This window comes from Vallicoccus soli (assembly GCF_003594885.1).
GTDB lineage: Bacteria > Actinomycetota > Actinomycetes > Motilibacterales > Motilibacteraceae > Vallicoccus > Vallicoccus soli.
This window is the reverse complement of record NZ_QZEZ01000001.1, coordinates 254486-279583: the sequence shown is the minus strand read 5'-3', so window position 1 is coordinate 279583 and position 25098 is coordinate 254486. Positions and strand designations below refer to the sequence as shown.

The 25098-nt window shown below is 78.4% G+C and carries 21 protein-coding genes; 5 read left to right on the top strand and 16 right to left on the bottom strand.

Going from position 1 to position 25098, the window contains the following annotated elements:
• Window positions 1–43: 43 nt before the first annotated feature.
• The gene (topA, locus tag D5H78_RS01385) at window positions 44–2782 is read right to left on the bottom strand and encodes a type I DNA topoisomerase (RefSeq protein ID WP_119948621.1); all 2739 of its coding nucleotides are present in this window, start codon (window positions 2780–2782) and stop codon (window positions 44–46) included.
• A gap of 167 nt (window positions 2783–2949) precedes the next feature.
• On the opposite strand from topA, the gene D5H78_RS19515 reads away from it, so the two are divergent.
• Together D5H78_RS19515 and D5H78_RS01375 are read left to right on the top strand one after the other, a co-directional pair.
• The gene (locus D5H78_RS19515) at window positions 2950–3510 is read left to right on the top strand and encodes an ArsR/SmtB family transcription factor (RefSeq protein WP_119948620.1); all 561 of its coding nucleotides are present in this window, start codon (window positions 2950–2952) and stop codon (window positions 3508–3510) included.
• A complete protein-coding gene (locus tag D5H78_RS01375) occupies window positions 3507–4760 on the top strand; it encodes an MFS transporter (RefSeq protein ID WP_133411977.1) in 1254 nt (417 codons plus the stop codon). Before D5H78_RS19515 ends, D5H78_RS01375 begins: the two co-directional genes overlap by 4 nt.
• 25 nt (window positions 4761–4785) lie before the next feature.
• Here the strand turns inward: D5H78_RS01375 and D5H78_RS01370 are convergent, their stop codons facing one another.
• The 8 genes from D5H78_RS01370 to D5H78_RS01335 all read right to left on the bottom strand — a co-directional run bounded on the left by D5H78_RS01370 (window position 4786) and on the right by D5H78_RS01335 (window position 14652).
• On the bottom strand, window positions 4786–6384 hold the full coding sequence (locus tag D5H78_RS01370; protein WP_119948618.1) for a chemotaxis protein CheW: 1599 nt from the start codon (window positions 6382–6384) through the stop codon (window positions 4786–4788).
• A 4-nt stretch (window positions 6385–6388) separates the two neighbouring features.
• Entirely contained in the window at window positions 6389–8473 is a 2085-nt protein-coding gene (locus D5H78_RS01365; RefSeq protein ID WP_119948617.1) for a methyl-accepting chemotaxis protein, read from the bottom strand.
• Between the two features lie 111 nt (window positions 8474–8584).
• A complete protein-coding gene (locus tag D5H78_RS01360) occupies window positions 8585–9466 on the bottom strand; it encodes a GAF domain-containing protein (RefSeq protein ID WP_119948616.1) in 882 nt (293 codons plus the stop codon).
• 99 nt (window positions 9467–9565) lie between these two features.
• Window positions 9566–9817, bottom strand: coding sequence for an antitoxin (locus D5H78_RS19035; protein ID WP_133411976.1), 252 nt, complete (start codon window positions 9815–9817; stop codon window positions 9566–9568).
• Window positions 9814–11229: a DUF7059 domain-containing protein gene (locus tag D5H78_RS01350; protein ID WP_425472905.1), complete on the bottom strand. Its 1416-nt coding sequence runs from the start codon at window positions 11227–11229 to the stop codon at window positions 9814–9816. The genes D5H78_RS19035 and D5H78_RS01350 overlap by 4 nt, the downstream gene beginning before the upstream one ends.
• 59 nt (window positions 11230–11288) lie before the next feature.
• Window positions 11289–13598 (bottom strand): sodium-translocating pyrophosphatase, encoded by a 2310-nt coding sequence (locus D5H78_RS01345; protein WP_119948614.1) that lies wholly within the window; start codon window positions 13596–13598, stop codon window positions 11289–11291.
• Window positions 13599–13781: 183 nt separating this feature from the next.
• Window positions 13782–14273, bottom strand: coding sequence for an ATP-binding protein (locus D5H78_RS01340; RefSeq protein ID WP_119948613.1), 492 nt, complete (start codon window positions 14271–14273; stop codon window positions 13782–13784).
• Window positions 14274–14310: 37 nt separating this feature from the next.
• Window positions 14311–14652, bottom strand: coding sequence for an STAS domain-containing protein (locus D5H78_RS01335; RefSeq protein ID WP_119948612.1), 342 nt, complete (start codon window positions 14650–14652; stop codon window positions 14311–14313).
• 169 nt (window positions 14653–14821) lie between these two features.
• On the opposite strand from D5H78_RS01335, the gene D5H78_RS01330 reads away from it, so the two are divergent.
• Window positions 14822–17437 carry a DEAD/DEAH box helicase gene (locus D5H78_RS01330; RefSeq protein ID WP_245941570.1) on the top strand — a complete coding sequence of 872 codons (2616 nt, stop codon included), beginning with the start codon at window positions 14822–14824 and terminating at the stop codon, window positions 17435–17437.
• Here D5H78_RS01330 and D5H78_RS01325 read toward each other — a convergent pair.
• The 7 genes from D5H78_RS01325 to ssd form a co-directional block, all read right to left on the bottom strand.
• Window positions 17323–17703 carry an Rv3654c family TadE-like protein gene (locus D5H78_RS01325; RefSeq protein WP_119948610.1) on the bottom strand — a complete coding sequence of 127 codons (381 nt, stop codon included), beginning with the start codon at window positions 17701–17703 and terminating at the stop codon, window positions 17323–17325. The two genes, D5H78_RS01330 and D5H78_RS01325, sit on opposite strands and share 115 nt — an antisense overlap.
• A complete protein-coding gene (locus D5H78_RS01320; protein ID WP_218566100.1) occupies window positions 17700–18155 on the bottom strand; it encodes a TadE family type IV pilus minor pilin in 456 nt (151 codons plus the stop codon). The genes D5H78_RS01325 and D5H78_RS01320 overlap by 4 nt, the downstream gene beginning before the upstream one ends.
• The gene (locus D5H78_RS20185; protein WP_119948609.1) at window positions 18152–18457 is read right to left on the bottom strand and encodes a DUF4244 domain-containing protein; all 306 of its coding nucleotides are present in this window, start codon (window positions 18455–18457) and stop codon (window positions 18152–18154) included. Before D5H78_RS20185 ends, D5H78_RS01320 begins: the two co-directional genes overlap by 4 nt.
• Before the next feature lie 262 nt (window positions 18458–18719).
• Window positions 18720–19655: a type II secretion system F family protein gene (locus D5H78_RS01310; protein WP_165865551.1), complete on the bottom strand. Its 936-nt coding sequence runs from the start codon at window positions 19653–19655 to the stop codon at window positions 18720–18722.
• A complete protein-coding gene (locus D5H78_RS19125) occupies window positions 19652–20539 on the bottom strand; it encodes a type II secretion system F family protein (RefSeq protein ID WP_165865550.1) in 888 nt (295 codons plus the stop codon). The genes D5H78_RS01310 and D5H78_RS19125 overlap by 4 nt, the downstream gene beginning before the upstream one ends.
• Window positions 20536–21681, bottom strand: coding sequence for a TadA family conjugal transfer-associated ATPase (locus D5H78_RS01305; RefSeq protein WP_119949259.1), 1146 nt, complete (start codon window positions 21679–21681; stop codon window positions 20536–20538). Before D5H78_RS01305 ends, D5H78_RS19125 begins: the two co-directional genes overlap by 4 nt.
• Window positions 21682–21751: 70 nt before the next feature.
• The gene (ssd, locus tag D5H78_RS01300) at window positions 21752–22837 is read right to left on the bottom strand and encodes a septum site-determining protein Ssd (protein ID WP_165865549.1); all 1086 of its coding nucleotides are present in this window, start codon (window positions 22835–22837) and stop codon (window positions 21752–21754) included.
• Window positions 22838–23192: 355 nt separating this feature from the next.
• Here ssd and D5H78_RS01295 point away from each other — a divergent pair, with 355 nt between their 5' ends.
• Window positions 23193–23996, top strand: coding sequence for an HAD family hydrolase (locus D5H78_RS01295; RefSeq protein ID WP_119948606.1), 804 nt, complete (start codon window positions 23193–23195; stop codon window positions 23994–23996).
• Window positions 23996–25072, top strand: a complete 1077-nt coding sequence (locus D5H78_RS01290; protein ID WP_119948605.1) for a hypothetical protein — start codon at window positions 23996–23998, stop codon at window positions 25070–25072. The genes D5H78_RS01295 and D5H78_RS01290 overlap by 1 nt, the downstream gene beginning before the upstream one ends.
• The last annotated feature ends 26 nt before the right edge of the window (window positions 25073–25098 follow it).

Sequence of the window (25098 nt, the reverse complement as noted above, 5' to 3'; positions counted from 1 at the left end):
GGCCGGCACCGCCGGGGCGCCACGAGGCGCCCCGGCCGGTGGCTCACTCCGTCGTCGCCGTCGTCGCCGCGGCCCCCTTCGCCGCCGCGCCCCTCGCCGGCGCCTTCTTCGCCGCCGCCTTCTTCGCGGGCGCCTTCGCGGTCTTGCGCGCCGCCGCCTTCTTCGGCGCCGGGCCCTTGGCGCGCTTCTCCGACAGCAGCTCGGCGGCGCGCTCCAGGGTCACCGACTCGACCGCGTCGCCCTTGCGCAGCGTCGCGTTGGTCTCCCCGTCGGTGACGTACGGCCCGAAGCGCCCGTCCTTGACGAGGATCGGCGCCCCGCTCACCGGGTCGGCGCCCAGCTCGCGCAGCGGCGGCGCGGCGGCCCGCCCGCGCCCGCGCTGCTTGGGCTGGGCGTACACCGCGAGCGCCTCGTCCAGCGTGATGGTGAGCAGCTGCTCCTCCGACGGCAGCGTGCGCGAGTCCGTCCCCTTCTTCAGGTACGGCCCGTAGCGCCCGTTCTGCGCGGTGATCTCCTGCCCGTCCGCCGGGTCCACCCCGACCACCCGCGGGAGCGTGAGCAGGGTCAGCGCGTCGTCGAGGGTGACCGTGTCGAGCGTCATCGTCGTGAAGAGCGAGCCGGTGCGCGGCTTGGGCCGGCTCCTGGCCGGCAGCGCCTCCTCCTCGGCGGTGAGGACCTCGGTGACGTACGGCCCGAAGCGGCCCGCCTTGGCCACGACCGCCCGGCCGGTCGCCGGGTCGGTGCCCAGCTCGCGGTCGCCGGACGGCGCCGCGAGGAGCTCCTCGGCCTTCTCCAGCGTCAGCTCGTCCGGCGCGAGGTCGTCGGGGACCGACGCGCGCTGGTCGCCGCGCTCGAGGTAGGGGCCGTACCGCCCGACGCGCAGGACGATGCCCTCGCCGACCTCGACCGTGTTGATGTCGCGGGCGTCGATGTCGCCGAGGTCCTCCACGAGGCCCTTGAGCCCGCCGAGCTCGTTGCCCGAGCCGAAGTAGAACTTCGACAGCCACTCCACCCGGTCCGAGCGCCCCCCGGCGATGGAGTCGAGGTCGTCCTCCATCTCCGCGGTGAAGTCGTAGTCGACGAGCTCGCCGAAGTGCTCCTCGAGCAGCCGGGTCACGGCGAACGCCAGCCACGTCGGGACGAGCGCGCTGCCCTTCTTGAAGACGTAGCCCCGGTTGAGGATCACCTTCATCGTCGGCGAGTACGTCGACGGGCGCCCGATCGAGCGCTCCTCGAGCGCCTTGATGAGCGAGGCCTCGGTGTAGCGCGCCGGCGGGCTCGTGACGTGCCCCTCGGCAGCGAGGCGCTGCACCTCCACCCGGTCACCGACGGCGAGCACCGGCAGGCGGCGCCCCTCGGCGGAGTCGTCGCGCGCCGGCTCCTCGTCGCGCCCCTCCTCGTACGCGGCGAGGAAGCCGCGGAAGGTGATGACGGTGCCGGAGACGCTGAACTCGGCGTCGCGGTACGGCGAGGCGCCCCCCGGCTCCGCGCCGAAGCGCAGGGTCGCGGTCGACCCGCGGGCGTCGTTCATCTGGCTGGCGATCGTGCGCTTCCAGATGAGCTCGTACAGCGCGAACTCGTCGCGGGACAGCTCGCGCGCCACCTGCCCGGGCGTGCGGAACACCTCGCCGGCGGGGCGGATCGCCTCGTGCGCCTCCTGGGCGTTCTTCACCTTCTTCTCGTAGCGCCGCGGCACGTCCGGCACGTGGTCCGCGCCGTAGAGCTCGCGGGCCTGCGCCCGCGCCGCGTCCAGCGCCGACTGCGACAGCGTCGTCGAGTCGGTGCGCATGTAGGTGATGTAGCCCTCCTCGTACAGCCGCTGCGCGATGCGCATCGTCGTGTCGGAGGAGAAGCGCAGCTTGCGGCTGGCCTCCTGCTGCAGGGTGGAGGTGATGAACGGCGCCGCCGGGCGGCGGGTGTACGGCTTCTCCTCGACCGAGCGCACGGCGAAGGGCCGGCCCTCGAGGGCGGCGACGAGGCCCTGCGCGGCCGGCTCGTCGAGGTGCACGACCTCGCGCGCCCGGAGCTGCCCGTCGTCGCCGAAGTCGCGGCCGGTGGCGACCCGGGTGCCGTCGAGCGCGACGAGGCGCGTGGTGAACGGGGCCTCCCCGGTGGCGGCCAGCTCGGCGTCGACGCCCCAGTACGACGCTGCGCGGAAGGCGATCCGCTCGCGCTCGCGCTGCACCACGAGCCGCGTCGCGACGGACTGCACGCGCCCGGCGGACAGGCCGGCGCGGACCTTGCGCCACAGGACCGGCGACACCTCGTAGCCGTAGAGCCGGTCGAGGATGCGCCGGGTCTCCTGCGCGTCGACGCGGTGCTGGTCGATCTCGCGGGTGTTCTCCACCGCGCGCAGGATCGCGTCCTTGGTGATCTCGGTGAAGACCATGCGCCGGACCGGCACCTTGGGCTCGAGGGCCTGCAGCAGGTGCCAGGCGATGGCCTCGCCCTCGCGGTCGTCGTCCGTGGCGAGGAGCAGCTCGTCGGCGTCCTTGAGCTTGCGGCGCAGCTCGGAGACCTTCTTCTTCTTGTCCGCGTCGACGACGTAGTACGGCTCGAAGCCGTTGTCGACGTCGACGGCGAACTTGCCGAACGGGCCCTTCTTCATCTCGGGCGGCAGCTCGCTGGGCGTCGGCAGGTCGCGGATGTGCCCGGCGCTCGCCTCGACGTCGTAGCCCGCGCCGAGGTACCCCGCGATCTTCTGCCCCTTCGCGGGGGACTCGACGATCACGAGGCGTCGGGTGCGGTTCTGCCCGTCCTTCTGGGCGCTCTTCTGGGCCACGGTGCTCCGGTCGTCGGGTGCTTCTGGTGCTGGTGCTCGGGTGCGGCGCTGCGGGGCCGCTGCCCCGTCAACGCCCCCGACGGTAACGCCCCTTCCCGCCGCCGGGTGCCGCGCGTGATCGCAAAGCGGTCTTTGCAAAGGGTCCTTGGCGGTCTAGCCTCCCCAGCGTGGCGACCTCGTACCGCGTCTCGGACCCCGTCGTGCTGCGCGCCGTGGCGCACCCGCTCCGCACCCGGCTGCTCGCCCACCTGCGCCTGCACGGGCCCGCCACGGCCAGCGCCCTGGCCCGCGCGCTCGGCGAGTCCAGCGGCGCGACGAGCTACCACCTGCGCCAGCTCGCGCGGTACGGCTTCGTCGAGCCCGACCCGGAGCAGGCCTCCCGCCGGGAGAAGCGCTGGCGGGCCCGGCACGACTACACCGACGTCGACCTGCCCGACCTCGCCGACCCCGAGGCCCGCGACGCCCTCGACGAGCTGCTGGCCGCCCAGCAGGAGGGGCTGCGCGAGGGCCTGCGCCGGCGCCGGCGCGAGGGCCCGGGCTGGCCGGGCGAGTGGCAGGCGGCGCACGCCTCCTCCGACCTGCTGGTGCAGGTCACGGCCGAGGAGCTGGCCGACCTGAAGCGGCGCATCACCGCGCTGCTCCTCGAGCACGAGCGCAGCGACGACCCGGCCGCGCGCCGCGTCGTGGTGCACCTGCACTCCTTCTGGGCCGAGGGGGAGCGGCCGTGACCGGGCTCGACCTGCTCCGGCGCCGGTACGTCGTCCTCACCTTCCTGCGCTGGTTCCCCACGGGGCTCGTCATCCCCGTCCAGGTGCTCCTGCTCAGCGGGCGCGGCCTGTCGGTGGCGCAGGTGGGCGCGGTGTGGGCGGCGTACAGCCTGGCCTGCGCCCTGCTCGAGCTGCCCAGCGGCGCGCTGGCCGACGCGCTCGGGCGCCGCGCCGTGCTCGTCGTCTCGGTGGCCCTCGGGACCGCGGCCAACCTCGTGCTCGCCCTGGGGCAGGCCGCGCCGGCCCTGGTCGCCGGCACGCTGCTGGCCGGCACCGCCCGCGCGCTCGACTCCGGCCCGCTGCAGGCCTGGTACGTCGACGCGGTGCACGCGCTCGACGCGGACGCGGACCTCAAGCCCGGGCTGGCCCGCGGCGCGACCGCCGACTCCGCCGGCCTCGCCCTGGGGGCGCTGGGCGGCGGCGCGCTGACCCTGGTGCCGCTCGCGGACGCCGGCGGCGACCCCCTGCTCAGCCTGTCGGTGCCCTTCCTCGCCGCGGCCGCCGTCGCCCTGGTGCAGGTGGCCCTGGTGGTCCGCTGGGTCACCGACGTCCCGCGCGGCGGCGGGCTGCGCGCCGCCCTCGCCGAGGTGCCCGCCACCGTGCGCGCCGGCGCGGCGCTCGCCGGGCGCAACCCGGTGCTGCGGCGGCTCACCGCCCTGTCGACGCTGCTCGGCGTGGTGCTCGCCGGGACCGAGCTGCTCGCCCCGCTCACCCTGGGCGGCGAGGCCGGGGCGGCGGCGTACTCGACCGTCGTGACGGCCGGCTTCGCCGGGACCGCCGTGGGCGCCCACCTGGCGCCCGCCCTCGCCCGGCTGCTGCGCGGCAGCGGCCGCGGGGTCGTCGTGTCCTCGCTGCTCGTCGCGGCCGCGGCGGCCTGCGTCGCGCTGCCGGGCTGGTGGGCCGCCGCGGGGGCGTACGTCTGCCTCTACGCCGCGCTCGGCCTCGGGGACCCCCTCACGGGGGAGCTGCTGCACGAGGAGACGCCGTCCGGGCAGCGGACCACCCTGCTCTCGGTGCAGTCGCTCGTCCTGCAGGCCGGCGGGCTCGCCGGCACCCTCGGGGTGCCCGCCATCGCCGGCGCCACCTCGTTCGGCACCGCCTGGGCCGCCGTCGCCGGCGTCGCCGCGCTCGGCGCGCTCGTCGCGCTGGGGCTCCCCCGCGGCCGTACGTCCCCCGACCCCGCCCCCGCGCCCCCGGTCGCCCTGGGCTGAGCCGACCTGCGCCGGGGCCGGGCGCTCAGCCGGCGAGCCGCGCGAGCGGGGCGCCGGGCGGCGCCGCGGCACCGTCCCCGCCGTCCCCCTCCTCGGCGCCCTCCACCATGCGGGCGAGCCCGAGCAGGTCGACGACCGGCAGCAGCTGGGCCGGCTCCTCGACGACCGCCAGGGGGCTGCACCGCAGCACGTCCCCCGGTGTGGACGGGGTGCCCTTGGGCCGCTCCTCGTCCTGCCAGGTGGGGTGGACGATCGTCCGGAGCGCGTCGATCGCGAAGGCCACCGGCCCGCGCTCGCCGTGGACGAGCAGGAGGCACCCCTCGCCCTGGTCCGGGCGCGGGGCGACCCCCAGCAGGGTGGGCAGGCAGAGCACCGGCACGGCCGCGCGCCGGTGCACCAGCACCCCGCGCAGCGCGGGGTGCGCGCCGGTGGCCGTGACGTCCGCGGGCAGCGGGAGGATCTCGGCGACCTGCCCGACGGGGCTCAGCACGTCCGCGCCCGCGGAGTAGGACAGGTGCGGCTCAGCGGCCAGGGCCGCCGCGGCGCGCCCGGCGACGTCGGCGTCGAGGCCGGCGACCGCGGGGTCGTCCGCCCCGTCGACCTGGGTGTTGAGGGAGCCCAGGGCGGTCAGCGACGGCTCGGCCCGCAGCGCGGCCCCGTCCACGACGAGCGCCTGGCCGGCCCCGGGGAGGTCCACGAGCGCCGGGACCAGGTCCCCGCGGCCGATCGCCGACGCCGGGAGCGGCAGGACGTCCTCCGCGGGCACCTCGGCGAGGTCCAGCAGGGTGTCGACGGCGAGCACGACGTAGCCCGTCCCCGTGTCGAGCACCAGCCCGGCGCCGGCGGGCACGCCGGCGCGGGCCCCGAGGCCGAGGACCTGCAGCGGGTCGACGACGGGGACCTCGCGCCCACTGAACGTCGTCGTCCCGGTGCAGGCGCCGCCCGCGAGCACCGAGGGCTCGGGCTCCGCGCCGGGGAGCGTGGTGTGGACGTGCTCGACGTCGAGGCCGAGGACGTGGTCCCCGCAGCGCACGACGGTGAGCGTCAGCCGCGGACCGGTGCCGGGCAGACCCGGCGCGGGCGTCCCCCCCGTCGGCAGGGCTCCGCCCTCCTCCGGCCGGGCCCGGTCGCGCACCACGGGCACGCCGGGGAGCGCCAGCAGCCGCGCCGCGTCGAGGACGCTGACGACCGCGCCGCTGTCCGGGTGCCGGAACCAGTGCGACAGCAGGAGCGGCCCGGGCCCGCCGTCCAGGGCGGCGGCGCGCACCGGCAGCAGCTCCTCGTCCGGCAGCCGGGTGATCCCGACCACCTCGTCGGCCAGGACGCCGACGAGGTGGTCGTCGGCGGCGGCGAGGACGACGACCCGCTCGGGACCGTCCCCGGCGTCCCCGACGCGCGCGGGAGCGCCGAGCAGCGCCGCGAGGTCCACCACGGGCACGACGAGCCCGCGCAGCTCCATGGCGCCCACGAGCCCCGGCGCCCGGGCGGGGACCGCCGCGAGCACCTGCGGGCAGGGCACGACCTCGCGCAGGGCCGCGAGGGGCAGGCCCACGTCGGAGCCGGCGATGCGCAGCAGCCCGTACACGTCGTCCTCGGCGGGCGGACCGCCGGCGCGCTCGCTCACCGGCTCAGGCCGAGGCCCGCGCGGCGGCGAGCTCGCCGACGAGGGCGTCGACCTCGCGCGAGGCCTCCTGCTGGACCCTGGCCGCCTCGGCGATGGCGCGGATCGCCTCGTTGGTCCGGGCGACGCCGCTGGCGATGCGCCCGAACGCGTCCTCGGCGCGCTTGGACACCTCCGACCCCTGCTCGACGCGCTCCGCGGACTCCTCGATGAGCTTGCCGATCTCCTGGGCCGCCTGGGAGGAGCGCTCGGCGAGCTTGCGGACCTCGCCGGCCACGATGGAGAAGCCGAGGCCGTGCTCGCCCGCCCGCGCCGCCTCGATGGAGGCGTTGAAGGCGAGGAGGTTGGTCTGGTTGGCGATCTCGCCCATGACGCGGACGATCTCGCTGATCGAGCGGGAGGAGCGCTGGATGAGCCCGATGGCCTCGAGGCTCGCCCGCAGCGCCTCGACGCCCCGCTCGGCGTTGGCGTGCGTCTCCGTCGCGAGGTCGGTCGCCACCCCGGAGCTGGCGCCGATGTCGCCCATCGCCGCGGACAGGCTGCTGACGAGCTCGGTCATGCGGGTCGTGCTCGCCGCGATCCGGTGCTCGAGCTGCACGGTCGAGGAGATGTCATAGGCGTACTTGACGACCTTGCAGGGGTTGCCGGCGGTGTCGAGGATCGGGGTGTACGTCGCGCGGATGTTGACCTCGCGGCCGTACTTGCCCACCCGGTCGAAGCGCCCGCTGATGAGCTCGCCGCGCCCCAGGCGCAGCCAGAAGTCGCGGTACTCCTCGGACCGCGTGTAGTCCTCGGAGCAGAAGTGGCTGTGGTGCTGACCGACCACCTCGCGCAGCGAGTAGCCCATGGTCCGCAGGAAGTTGTCGTTCGCGGTGAGCACGATGCCGTCGAGGTCGAACTCGATGACGGCCTGCGCCCGCTCGACGGCCGCCATCTTGCCGGCCACCTCGGTGCTGCGGACCTTCTCGGCGGTCACGTCGGCCGCGAACTTCACGACCTTGCACGGGCGCCCGGTGGCGTCCAGGACGGGGCTGTAGGTGGCCTGCAGCCAGACCGTGCTGCCGTCCTTGGCGATCCGGCGGAACTCCCCGGCGACGTACTCCCCGGCGCCGAGGCGCTCCCAGAAGTCCGTGTACTCCTTCGTCGCGGCGTAGTCGGGGTCGCAGAAGGTCCGGTGGTGCCGGCCCTGCACCTCCGCCAGGGCGTAGCCCATGACGTCGAGGAAGTTCCGGTTCGCGGTGAGCACGCGGCCCTCGAGGTCGAACTCGATGACGGCCTGGGACCGCTCGAGCGCGTTGATCTTGCCCACGAAGTCCGCCTGCTCGGACTTCGCGCGGGTGATGTCGGTGGCGTACTTGATGACCCGGCGGGGCTTGCCCTCGTGGTCCAGGACGGGGTTGTACGTCGCCTGCAGCCAGAGGTCGCCCCCGCCCTTGGTCACCCGGCGGACCTCGCCCGCGACGAACTCGCCGGCGTTCAGCCGCTCCCACAGCTCGGCGTACTCGTAGCTGGCGACGTAGGCGGGGTCGCAGAACATCCGGTGGTGCTTGCCGAGCACCTCGGCCTCGGCGTAGCCCACCGCGCGCAGGAAGTTGGCGTTGACCGAGAGCACCCGGCCCTGCAGGTCGAACTCCACCACCGCGGTGGTGCGGTCGATCGCCTCGACCTTGGCCAGGTGCTCGAGCGCCGTGAGCTTCGCGGGGGTCACGTCGACGGCGAGCTTGACGACCCGCTCGACCCGCCCGTCCTCGACGACCGGCTGGTACGTCGCCTGCAGCCACACCGGCCGGCGGCCCTTCGCGAGGCGCCGGACCTCCCCCGTCGACGGCTCGCCGGCGCCGAGGCGCCGCCAGAACTCGCCGTACGCCGGGTCGTCCACGACCTCCGGACCGCAGAACATCCGGTGGTGCTGGCCCACCACCTCGTCCAGCTCGTACCCCATGACCTCGAGGAAGTTCGCGTTCGCCGCCTGCACGATGCCGGCGACGTCGAACTCGACGACGGCGTGCGCCTGGTCGACGGCCGCGGCGAGGGCGCGCGCGTGCGCGTCGCCGGCGGGGCCGGTGCGGGGGCTCGGGACGGTCTGCGGCATGGCGGGCCTCTCACGGAGTCCGGGGGCGGGTCCCCCGACTGCTGGTCTCGGGCGTCCGGCCCCCCTGCTTGAGCGGCCGGACGGGTGCGCCGCGCGGGGCGGCGGCGCCGGTCAGGCGGCCGCGGCGGGCGCCGTGCGCTCCAGGTCGGCGGCGAGGGCGGCGGCCCGGGACTGCAGCTCGGCGACCTCCTGCGCGGACACGGCGCGGGCGGCGCCCCCCACCACGCAGAGCGCGCCCAGCACGTGCCCCGCCGCCGTGATGAGCGGGGCCCCCGCGTAGGACCGGAGGCCCTCCGGGCCGACGACGAGGGGGTGGGTGCGCTGCAGCACGTCCTCGGTCGCGTCCTCGACCACGTACGGCCGGCGGGTGCGCACCGTCGTCGCGCAGAAGGACCACTCGACGGGCAGGCCGCCGCTCTCGAGCACCCACCCGCCCACGCCGTGGCTGCCGGCGACCGCCTGGGCGCCGTCGAGGACGAACGTCACCGCGCCGGCGTCCTGCCCGAACTGGACCGCGGTGTCGCGGCAGACCCGGTCGAGCCGGTCCCTGACCTCCGCCCGGAACGGGTCGAGGCGCGCGACGGCGCGCAGCCGCTCGACGTCCTGCAGGCGGCTGCGCAGCAGCAGCTCCAGCGCCTCGCGGCCCCAGTCCACGCGGCGCCGCAGCGCGGAGTCCCCCCGCCCGGCCAGCGCGCGGTAGGTCCCCGCGCGCACGGCCAGGGCGCGGCCCGCGAGGCCGACCTCGCCCGGCTCCTGCAGCAGCGCCGCCGCGAGGCGGTCCAGCTCCTCGAGCTCGAGCAGGTACGCGCCCCGGGGGACCCGCGCCCGGTCGCAGACCCGGTCCCACACGGCCTCGGCGTCGCAGCCGGGCAGCCGCCGCAGGGCCTGCCGCACGTCGTCGCCGGTCGGGGCGCTGAGGCCGGTGGCGCCGTGCCGCGGCAGCGGGGTCCGTCCGGCCGCCCGCGGGGTGGGGGCGCTCTCGTCAACCGTCACCCCACCTGCATCGGCCCGCGGGGGCCCGCGGCGTTGCGCCGACCGGGTGACGCACGAGGGGCCCGGCCGCGTCGCGGCCGGGCCCCCTCGTCGCTGCGGCTACTGGCCGCCGACCTTCTGGTCGGCCGCCTGCTGGGCCTTGTCCACCTGGGACTCGCCCTTGCCTCCGGTCTTCTGGTCCACCGCGTCGCCGGCCTTCTCGATGCCCGCGTCGCTGGCCTTCTCCTGCATGCCCTCGATGCCCATGGGGGTCCTCCTCGCGTCGTGCCCGGTGGTCGTCGTGCAGGGCGGTCCCTGCGCGGGGGCCCTGTGCCCCGTCGCGGCGCGCCCACGCGCGCCGGCCGCGCTCACGCCGGGACGAGCGTGCCGTCGGCGACGAGCGTGCGCACCACCGGCAGCACCGAGGCGCGCAGCCCCTCGGCGTCCTCGTCGAGGACGGCGGCCACCGCCTCGACCAGCACCCCCAGCGGCACCGTGCCGTCGCACGCGCCGACCAGGCCGGCGGCGGCGGTGCCCACGCGCTCGGCCCGGCGCAGGCCGCCCTGCTGGCGCAGGACCAGGTGCTCCGGGTCCTCGGCCCCCGGCGGGCCGACCTGCTCCTGGACCACCCCGTCGGCGACGCGCAGCCGCTGCCCGAGCAGGTCCGCGGCGTGCCCTCGCAGCCACTCCCAGCGGCCGAAGGCGTCGAGCACGTGCGGGCCGAGCGGAGCCTCCACCGCGTGCGGCCAGTCCTCCACCCGGCGCTGCGGCGCGGCCGCGTCGACCCGCCGCAGCGACACCCAGCCGAACCCCACGCCCTCGACGCCGTCGCGCTCGAGGGCGCCGAGCCAGGCGTCGTAGAGGTCCCGGTAGCGCGGGCCCGCAGCGTCGCCCGCGTCGTGGAGCCACAGCGAGACGTACTCCGCGGGGTCGAGCACCTCGCGCTGCAGCGCCCACGCGTCGCACCCCTCGGGCAGCCACCCGCCGACCCGCTCGCGCCAGTCCTCGCCCCGGCGGTGCACCCAGTTGGCCAGCAGCTGGCACCAGCCGCCCTCGGTGAGGTGCGCGGGGGCCTCCCGCACCAGCCGGGCGCACAGGGCGTCGCCGGCCTCGCCCCCGTCGCGGTACGTCCGCTCCCCGCCCCCGGCCGTCCCGCCGACGACGAAGGGCGGGTTCGACACGACGAGGTCGAAGCGCTCGCCCCGCACCGGCGCGAACCACGAGCCCTCGCGCACGTCGAGCTCCACCCCGGACAGGGCGGCGGTCAGCCGGGCGAGCCGCACCGCCCGGGGCAGGACGTCCGTCGCGACGACCTCGCGGGCGTGCCCGGACAGGTGCAGCGCCTGCACCCCGCAGCCCGTCCCGAGGTCCAGCGCGCGGCCCACGGGCGGGCGGACCGTGAGCTCGGCCAGCGACGTCGAGGCGCCGCCGACGCCCAGCACGTGGTCGGCCGGCAGCGGCGACACCTCGCCGTCCAGCCCGGTGCCCAGGTCGGAGACGACGAGGAAGCCCTCGTCGTACGGGCGCACGTCGAGCCGGGCCCGCAGCGACGCGCCGTCGCGGGCCACCAGGCCGAGCCGCAGCGCGGCCTCGACCGGCAGCGCCTCCGCGACCGCCTCCTCGGGCACCGGGAGCTGCAGCAGCCACAGCCGGACGAGCTGCTCCAGCGCCGAGCCGCCGGCGGTCGCCCGGCGCGCGGGGACCGTCTCCGAGCGGGCCAGCGCCCGCTGGGCGACGGGACCGAGCAGCTCCGCGACGCCGTCGGCGTCGTACCCGACGGCCAGCAGCCCCTCGCGGACGCGCCGGGCGTCGTCGAGGGGCTGCCGGTCGGGGTGCTCGGCGCTCAGCGCGCGACCTCCGCCGGGGCCTCCTCGCCGATGACCGCGGAGGAGCGCTTGCTGTAGACGACCGCCGCGACGACGATCGCGGCGGCCACGAGCGCGATGCCGACGCGGAGCACGTCGTTGGCGTCGTCGCCGATGGACAGCTGCACGATCGCGGGGGCGATGAGCACCGAGACGAGGTTCATCACCTTGATGAGCGGGTTGATCGCCGGGCCCGCGGTGTCCTTGAACGGGTCGCCGACGGTGTCGCCGATGACCGTCGCGGCGTGCGCCTCGGAGCCCTTGCCGCCGTGGTAGCCGTCCTCGACGAGCTTCTTCGCGTTGTCCCACGCCCCACCGGAGTTGGCCAGGAACACCGCCATGAGGGTGCCCGTGGCGATGGCGCCACCCAGGAAGCCGGCGAGCGGGCCGACGCCGAGGCCGAAGCCCACGGCGATGGGCGCCAGGGCGGCGAGCAGGCCCGGCGTGGCCAGCTCGCGCAGCGAGTCGCGGGTGCAGATGTCGACCACGCGGCCGTACTCCGGCTTCGCGGTGCCGTCCATGATCCCCGGGTGCAGGCGGAACTGGCGGCGCACCTCGTACACGACCGCGCCGGCCGCCCGGCCGACCGCGCTGATCGCCAGGCCGGAGAACAGGAACACGACCGCGGCGCCGATGAGCACGCCCACGAGGGTGTTCGGGCTGACGATCTCCTGCGTGAACGCCGCGGTGAGGTCGGACGTGGTCGCGGCCGCGTCGCGCAGCGCGGTGTCGACCGCGTCGGTGTACGACCCGAAGAGCGCCGTGGCCGCCAGGACGGCGGTCGCGATGGCGATGCCCTTGGTGATCGCCTTCGTCGTGTTGCCGACGGCGTCGAGCTCGGTGAGGATCTGCGCCCCCTCGCCGTGGACCTCGCCGGACATCTCGGCGATGCCCTGCGCGTTGTCCGAGACCGGGCCGAAGGTGTCCATCGCGACGATGACGCCGACCGTCGTCAGCAGGCCGGTACCGGCGACCGCGATGAGGAACAGGGACAGCACGACCGAGCCGCCGCCCAGCAGGAACGCGCCGTACACCGCGGCGCCGATGACCAGCGCGGTGTAGACCGCCGACTCCAGGCCCAGCGAGATGCCCGACAGGATGACGGTGGCCGGGCCGGTGAGCGAGGTCTTGCCGACGTCCTGGACCGGGCGGTCCTCGGTGCCGGTGTAGTAGCCGGTGAGGGCGAGGATGACGCCGGCGAGGACCACGCCGACGACGACCGCGGCGGTCGCGAGCAGGCGCGGGTCGCCGTCGAGGGCCGCGACGCCCTCGTCGACGCCGGTGAGCTCGGCGAAGGAGCCGGGCAGGTAGGCGTACGCGACGATGCCGCAGAGCACGGCGCTCACGAGCGCGGACACGTAGAAGCTGCGGTTGATCGTCGTCAGCCCGCCCTCGCCGGGGCGCGGGCGGGTGAGGTAGACGCCCATGACCGCGGTGAGCGCGCCGATCGCCGGGACGAGCAGCGGGAACACGAGGCCCTCGGCGCCGAAGGCCGCCCGGCCGAGGATGAGCGCGGCGACGAGCATGACGGCGTACGACTCGAAGAGGTCGGCGGCCATGCCGGCGCAGTCGCCGACGTTGTCGCCGACGTTGTCGGCGATCGTGGCGGCGTTGCGCGGGTCGTCCTCGGGGATGCCCTGCTCGACCTTGCCGACGAGGTCCGCGCCGACGTCGGCCGCCTTGGTGAAGATGCCGCCGCCGACGCGCATGAACATCGCGAGCAGCGCCGCGCCGAAGCCGAAGCCCTCGAGCACGCTCGGCGCGTCGGTGCCGTAGAGGAGCACCACGACGCTCGCCCCGAGCAGGCCGAGGCCGACGGTCGCCATGCCGACCGTGCCGCCGGTGCGGAAGGCGATGCGCATGGCCGCGTCGCGGCCCTCGGTCTCGGCCGCCGCGGCGACGCGCAGGTTGGCGCGCGTCGCCAGCCACATGCCGAGGAAGCCGATGCTGGCGCTGAAGAGCGCGCCGACGACGAAGAAGAGCGAGCGCCCGACCTTGACGTCCATGTCACCGGGCAGCAGGAACAGCAGGGCGAAGACGAGGACGACGAAAGCGCCCAGGGTGCGGAACTGCCGGCTGAGGTACGCGGTCGCGCCCTCCTGGACGGCCCGGGCGATCTCCTGCATCGCCGGCGTGCCCTCGCCGGCGGCGAGGACCTGGCGGCGGAACACCATGGTCATCACGAGCGCGATGACCGCGATGAGCAGGACGACGAGGACCAGGGTGGTGTTGCCCCCCGAGAGTCCTGCGTCGATGCCGCTCTCAGCGGCGAGGGTCGACCCTGTCACGTGCGTCCTCCTCGACGACGGTGCAGGGCGCCGCCGGGCGGGACAGCTCCGGCCGGGGCGCCGTGCGCGGGATGCGCGACGAGCCGGGACCCGAGGGCCGCCCGGCTCGACGGGCGGAGTCTACGCACGCCGCCGCGGGCTGTCCCCGCACCCCGGTGACGGCGCGCGTGCCCTGAGTGGCGGTCAGCCGCCGGCGACGCGCTCCGCGGACCAGGTCATCTCCACGGACGTCCCGCCGCCGGGGGCGGGACGCACGACGACGTCGTCGACGAGCCCGGTGATGACCGCGATGCCCACGCCCTCGGGCACCGCCTCGTCGCCCGGGCCGCCGAGGTCGAGCGCGCCGCCCTCGCTGGCGGGGTCGGCGGAGTCGGCCAGCGCGCCGAGCGCGTCGGCGGGCGAGGCCGGGACCCCGGCCGGCGCGCTGGGCGCCTGGTCGTGCACGGCGACCCGGAACGCGCCCGGGTCGTCGGTGAGGCGGATCTCGACGGGCTGCTCGGGGCAGTGCCGCCGGTGCAGGTCGACCGCCCGGGAGCAGGCCTCCCCCACGGCGAGGCGCACCTCGTCGAGCACGGCCTCGTCGACACCGGACCGGCGGGCGACCGCGGCGGCGACGAGCCGGGCGGTGCGCACGTGGGCGGGGAGGGCGCTGAAGCGCACTTCCACGGTCGCCATCTGGGGGAGCCTCCGCGGGTCCGGGGTGGTCGGGCGGTCAGTCGGTGGCCGCGACCGCGTCCTCGACGGACTCGTGGATCGGGAAGACCTTGGTCAGCCCGGTGATGCGGAAGATCTTGAGGATGCGCTCCTGGGTGCAGACCAGGCGCAGCGAGCCGTCGTGCGCGCGGACGCGCTTGAGCCCGCCCACGAGGACGCCCAGGCCCGTCGAGTCGAGGAAGTCGACGCGCTCCATGTCGACGACCAGGTGGTACTTGCCGTCCGCCACGAGGTCCACCAGCTGCTCGCGCAGCTTCGGCGCCGTGTAGACGTCGATCTCGCCGCCCACCTCGACGACCGTGCGGTCGCCCTCGGCGCGGGTCGACAGGGACAGGTCCACGAGCCCTCCAGCAGATCAGGTGCAGGTGCCGCTGCGCGGTGGCTCCACGCACGGCTCGGCCCTCATACAACCACGGGGCCGCCCGCACGGCTAAACCGTCCCGCCCGGCGCCCCCCGCGCGGCGGCGCGGCACTGCCGGGCGCGCACCCCCGCCTGGCACACTCCTGTGGTGGCAGCCGACCCCCGTCCCGGCGCGGCGCTCGAGCAGGTGCTCGCGGCGCCCGGGCGCGCCGAGCGGCTCACCCACGTCGAGCACGTCCCGCCCCGGCCCGCCCGGCACGCGCCCTGGCCGGCGTGGGCGGAGCCCGCCCTGGTCGAGGGCCTGCGGTCCCGCGGCGTGGAGCGGCCGTGGTCGCACCAGGTGGCGGCCGCAGACCTGGCCCGCGCCGGCCGCCACGTCGTGCTCGCCACGGGCACGGCGTCGGGCAAGTCCCTCGGCTACCTCCTGCCGGCGGCCACCGCGGTGGCCGAGGGGGCGGGCGCGCCGAGCGGGCGCGGCGCCACGGTGCTCTACCTCAGCCCCACCAAGGCCCTCGCCCAGGACCAGCTGCGCGTGCTGCGCGGGCTCGACGTGCCCGGCCTGCGGCCGGCGGCGTACGACGGGGACACCCCGCCCGACGAGCGCGAGTGGGTGCGCGCGCACGCCACGTGGGTCCTCACCAACCCCGACATGCTGCACCGCTCGGTCCTGCCGGGGCACGCCCGCTGGTCGTCCTTCCTGCGGGCGCTGCGCTACGTCGTCGTCGACGAGGTGCACGGCTACCGCGGCGTCTTCGGCTCGCACGTCGCGCAGGTGCTGCGGCGCCTGCGCCGGGTGTGCGCGCGGTACGGCGCCGACCCCGTCGTCGTCCTCGCCTCGGCCACCGTCGCCGACCCCGCGGCGTCGGCGGGCCGGCTGACCGGGCTGCCCGTCGAGGCCGTGACCGACGACGGCTCCCCGCGCGGCGGCACGGCCTTCGCGCTCTGGGAGCCCCCGCTCGCCCCGCACGGCGGGGAGGGGGGCGCCCCGGTGCGGCGCACGACGACCGCGGAGGCGGCGGACCTGCTCGCCGACCTCGTCGTCGCCGGCACCCGCACGCTGGCCTTCGTCCGCTCCCGCCGCGGCGCGGAGGCGGTCGCGATGACGGCGCGCCGGCTGCTCGAGGACGTCGACCCCTCGCTGCCCGGGCGCGTCGCCGCGTACCGCGGGGGCTACCTGCCGGAGGAGCGCCGCGCCCTCGAGGCGGCGCTGCAGCGCGGCGACCTGCTCGGCGTCGCCACGACCAACGCGCTGGAGCTGGGCCTGGACGTCAGCGGGCTCGACGCGGTGCTGCTCGCCGGGTGGCCGGGCACGCGCGCCTCGCTGTGGCAGCAGGCGGGACGGGCCGGCCGCGCCGGGCAGCAGGCGCTCGCCGTGCTCATCGGGCGCGAGGACCCGCTCGACACCTACCTCGTGCACCACCCCGAGGCCGTCTTCGGCCGGCCGGTCGAGGCCACGGTGCTCGACCCCGACAACCCGTACGTCCTCGCCCCCCACCTGTGCGCCGCGGCCGCGGAGCTGCCGCTGCGCGAGGAGGACCTGCCCCTGTTCGGGCCCGCCGCGCCCGCCGTGCTCGACGCGCTCGTGGCGGGCGGGCGGCTGCGCCGCCGGCCCGGCGGGTGGTACTGGACCCGCCGCGAGCGCGCCTGCGACCTCGCCGACCTGCGCGGGACGGGCGGGCCGCCGGTGCGCCTGTGCGAACCCGGCACCGGGCGGATGCTCGGCACCGTCGACGCCGGGGCCTCGCACTCGACGGTCCACGAGGGCGCGGTCTACGTCCACCAGGGCGAGACCTGGCTCGTGCGCTCGCTGGACCTGGAGGACCACGTCGCGCTGCTCGAGCGGGCCGAGCCCGACCACACGACCACCGCGCGGGAGGTCACCGACATCCGGGTGCTCGGCACCAGCGCGACCGTGCCGTGGGGCCGCGCCCGGCTCAGCTTCGGCAGCGTCGAGGTGACGCACCAGGTCGTGGCGTACCTGCGGCGGCGGGTGCTCACCGGCGAGGTGCTCGGCGAGGTGCCGCTCGACCTGCCGCCGCGCCACCTGCGCACCCGCGCGGTGTGGTGGACCGTCGACGAGGACCAGCTCGCGGAGGCGGGGCTGGCCCCGGGCGACGTCGCCGGCGCGGCGCACGCGGCCGAGCACGCCTCGATCGGCCTGCTGCCGCTCGTCGCCACGTGCGACCGCTGGGACGTGGGCGGCGTCTCCACCCCGCTGCACGAGGACACGGGGCGGGCGACGGTCTTCGTCTACGACGGGCACCCCGGCGGTGCCGGCTTCGCCGAGCGCGGCTTCGCGGCGGCGCAGGAGTGGCTGCGGGCCACCCGCGACGTGATCCGCTCCTGCGGCTGCGAGGCGGGCTGCCCGTCCTGCGTGCAGTCGCCCAAGTGCGGCAACGGCAACGAGCCGCTGGACAAGGCCGGCGCCGTACGGCTCCTCGACGTGCTCCTCGCCGGTGCTGCGCACGGCGCGGGCGACCAGGGTGCGGACGAGCCCGGGCGGGCCGCCCAGGAGCGGGTCGCCCAGGAGCGGGTCGCCGCCGGACGGGCCGCCGCCGAGCGGGCCGCCGCCGAGCGGCCCGCCGCCGAGCGGGCCGCCGCCGAGCAGGAGGCGGTGGCGGCGCAGCACCGGGCCGAGCGGGACGCCGGTCACCGGCCCGCCCGCGCGCGGGCGACGACGGAGCCGGGGAGCCGGCCCGCCGGGGCGACCGAGGCGGACACCTCCACCGAGCCGTCGGGGCGCACGGAGCAGCGGGCGAGCTGAGCGCCCTGGGCGCGGGCGACCCGCCCGGCCGCCGCGCAGCCCGCGACGGGCGCGCCCGGCCACGGGCGCGCGGCGCCCGCCAGCGCGGCGAGGTCCGCGGCCGTCGCGGCCCGGTGGCGGGCGACCGCGACCGCCGCGAGCGCCAGGCCGAGGGCGAGCACGAGCAGCAGGAGCGCGCCCGCGCCGAGCACCAGGACCGACGCGGAGCCGTCGTCGTGGTGGCCCCCGCGGTGGCGCGCTGCCGCGCACGTGGTCGGCGCGCTCACGGCGCCGTCCGCGGTGCGGCGGCGTCCGGCGCGGTGGGCGGGCCCGTCGCGGGCGCGGGCTCCGGTCGGGCGACGGCCTCGCCGCGCAGGTCGACGGTGACGCCGAGCGGCCCGGCACCGATCCGCACCCGGTCCGTCACGACCACGCGCACGAGGCCGCCCTCGGCGCGCGTGCCCACCCGCGCCCCGGGCGCGACCTGCGCGGCCACGGACGTGGCGCGCGCCGGCGCCTCGCCGCGCGCCAGCTCGCGGGCCACGTCGCGGGCGGCGTCGACGCAGCGCAGCTGCGCCGCGGCCGCACCGAGCGCGCTGACGGCGACGACGAGCACGAGCACCAGGCCCGGCAGGGCCAGGGCCAGCTCGGCCGTGACCGAGCCGGCGTCGGGCGCCCCCGCCGTCCGGGCGCGGCGGGGCACGGCCGCCGGCGGCGGGGGCGGGGGCGCCGTGCTCACAGGACGATCGACAGGGCGCGCTCGACGATGTCGCCGAGCATCGTCGAGGTGCGGCCGCTGGTGAGGACCTTGTAGAGCAGGCCGGCGAAGCCGCACGCGGCGACCGTGCCGACCGCGTACTCGGCGGTCGTCATGCCGTCGTCGCCCGCGAGGCGGGCCGGCAGGTGCAGCGCCGGGCGGACCGGGGACCGCGGCCGGCGGGCGGGGCGGGTCGTGGCCGCGGGCCGGCCGGCGGGCCGGCCGGCGGGCGGGGCCGCGCGGACGGCCGCCTCGCGGGCGGCGGCGGGGGCGGGACGGGTCACGGGTTCCTCCAGGGTCCGGGCCGGGCGGGTGCCCGGCGCTGCGGCGAGCCTCGCGGCGGTACGGGCGGGGGACGCGGGCTCGCGGGGAGCGCTGTGGACAGGTGCTCCGCCCGGCGCCTGTGGACGGACGGGAGGGGGCTGACGGGCGCGTCCTGCCGGGGGCGTCCTGCCGGGGGCGTGCTGCCGGGGGCGTGCTGCCGGGGGCGTGCTGCCGGGGGCGTGCTGCCGGGGGCGTGCTGCGCGGTCGGGCCCGGCGCCGGCGTCAGGCGGTGGCCCCCAGCACCTCGCCGAGGACCCCGACGACGACCGGGACCACGCCGACGAGCACGAACGCCGGCAGGAAGCACAGCGTCAGCGGTCCCACGGCGAGGACGCCGACCCGCCGGGCGGCCTCCTCGGCGCGCGCCCGGGCGCGGGCCCGCTGCTCGCGCGCCACCCGCTCGAGGGCCGGCGCGAGCGGCGCGCCGCTGCCCAGCGCCCGCGCCACGGCCCGGGCGAAGGCCACGGCCGCCTCGTCGCGAGGGGAGCCCGACCCGCGACCGGTCGAGGTCATGGCCGCGGTGACGCCGGCGGCGGCAGGGGCGGGGGCGGCGGCGAAGGACGCCCAGGCGTGCGCCGGGTCCGCCCCGAGCCGGACCAGGCCGACGACCCGCCGCAGCTCCTCGCCCAGCGGCCCGCCCAGCCCGTCCGCGACCGCGACGGCCGCGGCCTCGACCGTCGAGCCGGACCGGACCGCCGCGGCGAGGAGCTCCGCGGCCACCGGGAGGTCCGCCACGACCCGCTCGCGCCGGCGGGCCTCGCGCGGGTCCTCCAGGCCGCGCAGGGCCTGCAGCGCCCCCACGCCGACGAGGGCACCCAGCGCGACCCCCGCCGGCCCCGGCACCAGCGCGACCGTGCCCGCGGCCGCGAGGAGCGCGGCGCCGGGCCGCAGCGGGCCGGCGCGGTCCCGCGCCTCCCCCTCGGCAGGGGCTGCACCGCCCGGGCCGACGGCCTCCCCCGCGGTGCGATGACCGCGTCCCCCGGGCCTCCCTGCGGGGGGACGGCCGAGGCCCGCGTGCCCCGCGCCGTGCCGGGGCGCCCCCGTCCCCCGCTGGCGGAGCCGAGACCGCGTGAGGGCCGCGGGGGCCCCGGGCAGCAGCACCGCCGTCGCGGCGAGCAGCGCGGCCAGGACGGTCAGCCCCGCCGGACCGGCGCTCACGCCGCCACCTGCCGCTCCACGCCGCGGGCGAGCCGGGCGGTCCACCACCGGCCCAGGACCACGAGGAGGACGCCCCCGGCGAGGCAGGCACGCCCCCAGCCGGTGCCCAGCAGCGCCCCGACGGGGTCGCCGCCCAGGCCGGCGCCCAGGGCGAGCCCGACCGCGGGCAGCACCGTGAGGAGGCCGGCCGTCGCGCGCGGCCCGGCCAGCTGGGCCTGCACCTCGCGCCGCACCGCGTCGTCGGCGGCCAGCCCCTCGGCCGTGCGGTCCAGCGCCGCGGCGAGGCCGGCGCCCGTGGCGGCGGTGGCGTCCCAGCAGACCGCGAGGCGACGCAGCGGGGCGCCGCCCGCGGCCGCACCCGCCGCGCGCAGGGCAGCGCCCGCGTCACCGCCGAGGCGCCCCACCGCCTCCAGGCGCCGCAGCAGGGGGTCGAGACCCAGCCCGCGCCCCGCCGGGGAGCTCCCGGCCGCACCGTCGGCGGGGTCGGCCCCACGACCCTGCGCGGCGCCCGTCACGGCGCCGGGCGCCGGAGGGGGCAGCAGCGAGGCCGCCGCTGCCGCGAGCGCCTCGTGCCGGTCGCGGCCGGCCCGCAGCTCGTCGGCGAGGGCCGCGACGAGGGCGGTGCCCGCCGCGCGCAGCGCCCGCTCGCGCCCCCGTGCGGCGCGCGCGGGCAGGAGCACCCGAGGCAGGGCCCGCAGCAGCGGCAGCACCCGGCGCGGGCTCCCCGACGGCGCCTGCCGGGCCGGGGTCCCGCTGCCGGGCGCGGGACGCGCGGGGGCACCGGCGCGCGCCGCGGCACGCGCCCGCACCAGCGCGCGCGGCGCACCGAGCACGAGCACCGCCAGGCCCGCGAGGGCGGCGGCGAGGGGGCCGTACCCGCTCACCCGTGCACCGGGCGGTCGAGGAGCGCGGCGAGGCGGGCCGCTCCGGGCCCGGGCCGGCCGGCGGCGTCGTGCGCCGCCGCGACCTCCACGAGCCCGCCCGGGCCCCGCTCGACGACGCAGACCGCGTCCACCCGGCGGGCGCCGCCGCGCGGGCGCACGAGGTGGACGACGACGTCGACCGCGGCGGCGACCTGGCTGTGCACCGCCTCCCGCGAGAGGCCCGCCGCCACGCCGAGGGCCTCGAGCCGCGCGGGCACGTCGTGCGCGGAGTTGGCGTGCAGCGTCCCGCAGCCGCCCTCGTGCCCGGTGTTGAGCGCCGCGAGCAGGTCCACCACCTCGGCGCCGCGCACCTCGCCGACGACGAGCCGGTCGGGCCGCATCCGCAGCGCCTGGCGCACGAGGTCGCCCAGCCCCACCTCCCCCGCGCCCTCGACGTTGCCGCGGCGCGCCTGCAGCCGGACCACGTGCGGGTGCTCCGGGGCGAGCTCGCCGCTGTCCTCGACGAGCAGCACCCGCTCGTCGGGCGGCACCAGCCCCAGCAGGCAGGAGAGCAGGGTGGTCTTGCCGGTGCCCGTGCCGCCCGACACCAGGAACGAGCGGCGCGCCTCGACGAGCCGGCGCAGCACCTGGGCGAGCACCGGCGGCACCGTCCCGGCGGCGACGAGGTCCGGCAGGGCGAAGGGGCGGCGCGCCGGGACCCGCAGCGAGAGCAGCGTGCCCGGCACGGCGACCGGCGGCAGCACCGCGTGCAGGCGCAGGCCGCCGGGCAGCGGCGCGTCCACGCTCGGCGAGGCGTCGTCCAGGCGCCGCCCGGCCGCCACCGCGAGGCGGCAGGCCAGCCGCCGCACGGCGGCCTCGTCCGGGAGGCGCACGGCGGTCCGCTCGAGGCCCTCGCCGCGGTCGACCCACACCGCGTCGGGCCCGTTGACGAGCACGTCGGTCACGGCGGGGTCGGCGAGGAGCGGCTCGAGGGGGCCGAGGCCCGCCAGCTCCGCGCGCAGGACGGCGGCGGCGCGCAGGACCTCGGCGTCGCCGATGACGCCCGCCTCGGCCCGCAGGGCCGCCGCGACCCGCGCCGGGGTCGGGTCCTCGCCGCGGGCCGCCAGGCGGTCGCGGACCCGGCGCAGCAGCCCCTCCGGCAGGCCCGGCACCACCGGCGCGCCCGGGGCGGGCGGCGCGGGGAGGGCCGGTCGTGGGCACGCGGCGGGCACGTCAGCCCGCCGCCCGCCGGGCCCAGTCACCGAGGAAGCCGCGGCAGAAGGCCGGGAGGGGACCGCGGTCCCACGACCCCGGGGCCCGACCGGTGCGCAGGGCGGGCGCCAGCTCGGCGTCCTCGTCCATCGCGCCGGCGAGCGGCAGGCCGAGCCAGGTGGCCACCTCCTCCGCCCGCAGGTCCGACTGCGCGGTCCGGCGCACGACGGCGCCGGTCCAGGGCGGCAGGGCGCCGACGGCCCCGAGGACCCGCTCCGCGGCGCCCACCCGGCGCAGGTCGGACGGCACGACGAGCAGCGCGGCGTCGCAGCGCGGCAGCAGGACCTCGGCGAGGGCGCCGGGGCGCCGCGCCACGTCGACCACCACGAGGTCCGAGGACAGGCGCGCGGCGTCGACGACCGAGGCCAGCGCCTCCGGCGGGACGTCGCCGGCGTCGCGGCAGGCCAGCACGCTGACACCGCCCGCCCCCGGCAGCGCGCCCTGCAGCGCGGCCGGGTCGAGCCGGCCGCGCGCGTGCGCGAGGTCGGGCCACCGCGGGCCCGGGCACAGGTCGGCCCCGACGAGCAGGTCGAGGCCGCAGCCCCAGGGGTCGGCGTCGAGGAGGAACGGCGCACCGCCCTGGCGGGCGGCGGTCACCGCGAGCGCGACGGCCAGCGTGCTGGCCCCGGCACCGCCGCAGCCGGCGACGACGCCCACGACCGGCGCCGGCGGGCGGGACCCGAGGGCGGCGTCCGCGAGGCCGCGGGACAGGTGCTCGACGAGCCACGCCTCGGCGTCGGCGTCGCCGGGCAGCACGACCCGCTCGGCGCCGAGCGCGACCCCGAGCGCCCACACCCGCGCGTCGTCGAGGTCCGTGGCGACGAGCGCCACGTCGGGGCGGCGCCGGGGCGGCGGGTCCACGAGGGCGGGCGCGAGGTCGGCCCCCACGAGGACGAGCAGGGCTCCCGACCACGCGCGGCGCGCGGCGGCCGGGTCGTGCGCCACGAGCGGCTCGACCCCCACCGCGGCGCACACCCGCAGCGCGGCGTCCAGCACGTCGGGGTCGGCGGTGGCGAGGAGCGGGCGCGGGACGGGCGGGCTGGGCACGGGCACCTCCGGGTCGGGACGGAGGTGCGAGGGTGCTGCGGTGCCGGCCGCGGCCGCTCCGCCGGGGGCGGACGGCTGTGGACGGGCGGGCGCGTCGGCCCCTGTGGACGACGGGCGGGCGGGTCGCGGACGTGCGACGGCCCCCGCCAGGGGGGAGGGCGGGGGCCGTCTGCGGTCCGACCCGGGGGGGAGGGATCGGGCCGGGTCCAGCGCGCCTCGGCGGGAGCGACCGGCGCTCCCTCGGCGTCATGACCATGCTCCACCCGGGTGACCCCGAGCGCAAACCCGTCGGGCCGCGCCACGCCGCGCGACCTGCGCCTATGCTCGCGACGTGGGTGAGCGCGGGTGAGCGCGGGTGAGCGCGGGTGAGCCGGCGGCGCCCCGCGCCGCCGCGTTCTTCGACCTCGACCGGACGGTCATCGCCCGGTCGAGCACCGTCGCGTTCAGCCGCCCCCTCTACTCCGGCGGCCTCCTGACCCGGGCCGGGCTGCTGCGCAGCGCGTACGCCCACGCCGCCCACCGCGCGCTCGGCGCCGACGACGAGCAGGTGCGCCGCGTCCAGGCCGCCCTGGTCCCCCTCGTCGCGGGCTGGGAGGTCGAGCGGGTCCGCGAGGTCGTCGCCGACGCCCTGCGCACGGCCGTCGAGCCGTTCGTGCACGAGGAGGCGGTCCAGCTCGTCGCCGAGCACCGGGCGGCCGGGCGCGACGTCATCGTCGTCAGCGCGTCGAGCGAGGACCTCGTCGGGCCGGTGGCGGCCCTGCTCGGCGCCGACCGGAGCGTCGCGACGTCGCTCGAGGTGGTCGACGGCCGCTACACCGGGCGGGTGGGCACGTGGGTGCAGGGCCCGGAGAAGGCCCGGGCGGTGCGGCGCCTCGCCGCGCAGGAGGGCTACGACCTGGCGGCCAGCTACGCGTACAGCGACTCCGCCACGGACCTGCCGATGCTGGAGGCCGTCGGCCACCCGCACGCGGTGAACCCGGACCGCGCGCTGCGCCGCACCGCCCGCGAGCGGGGCTGGCCGGTGCTCGCGTTCGAGCGCCCGGTACCGCTGCTGCCCCGGCCCGCCCCGCTGGCCGTCGGCGCGGTCGGGGCGGTCGGGGTCGGGGCGGCGACGGCCGGTGCGGTCTGGGCCGCGCGCCGGCGCGGGAGGAGGGGCTGATGTCGGTCGAGGAGCTGGACACCCGGCCCGACGGCGAGGGCCGCCTCCTGCGCACCGCCCGCGGGCCGGGCGCCGGGCCCGCGCGGGCGGTCGACCTCGACGCGCTGCCCGAGGAGCGCGCGGGCGACCCGCCGCCCCCGCCGCTGCGCGACCGGCTGCGCGCGGGCGCCGCCTGGGCCCGGCAGCACCGCACGGGGCTCCTGCGCGGCACCGCCCTGGTCGCGGCGGGCGCCGTGCTGGGTGCCGGCGTGGCCGGGGAGCGGGCGCAGGGCCGCGAGCAGGCGGCCCGCGAGGCCGTCGCCGACGTCGAGCTGGCCGGCTGGGGCGACGCCCTGGTGCCCGGCAGCAGCCGGGACGAGGGGGTCGTCGCGGTGCTGCGGCTGCGCAACGAGGGGCCCCTGCCGGTGGACGTCGTCGGCGCCCGTGCCACCGGCGCCCCCGGGCTGCGGGTCACGGGGGTGCAGGACGGCCCGACCGAGCTCGCCCCGGGCGACGACCGCCCCCTGCGCCTCGTGGGCGAGGTGGACTGCACCGAGGTGCTCGGCGACGCCGAGCTGCGGGTGGCCCTCGACGTGCGCACCCGTGACGGCGAGGTGCGCGACGTCCCCCTCGACGCCGGGCCGGCCGGTCTGGTGAACGCGTGGAGCCTGGGGCTCTGCCAGGGCGGGCTCAGCGCGGAGGCGCCCGTGCAGGCCGTCTACCAGGGGCCGCGCGAGGCCCCCGGGCGCGGCCGCTTCGCCTTCGAGCTCGCCGTGACCAACGGGGGCGACCGGGAGCTCGTGCTGCGCGGCGTCGAGCCGCCCTGGTCGACCGTGGTGCCGCTCCCCGACACCGGCGTGCAGGAGGTCCCGGTGCTGCCCGCCGGGCGCACGGCGGACGTCCCGGTCGTCCTGACCCTGCCCAGCTGCGACCAGCTCGACTTCTCCCCGCTGTCCGACGGGCTGGGCCTCTACGTCGTCCCGCGGGGCGAGGAGCTGGACCTCGCGGCGACGCCGAACACCTGGACCTCCCTCGGCTTCCGCTTCCAGCGCGACGTGCTGCACGCCATCGAGGGGGCCTGCCCCGAGCTGCGCTGACGCCGCGCACCCCGCACCCGCGGGCC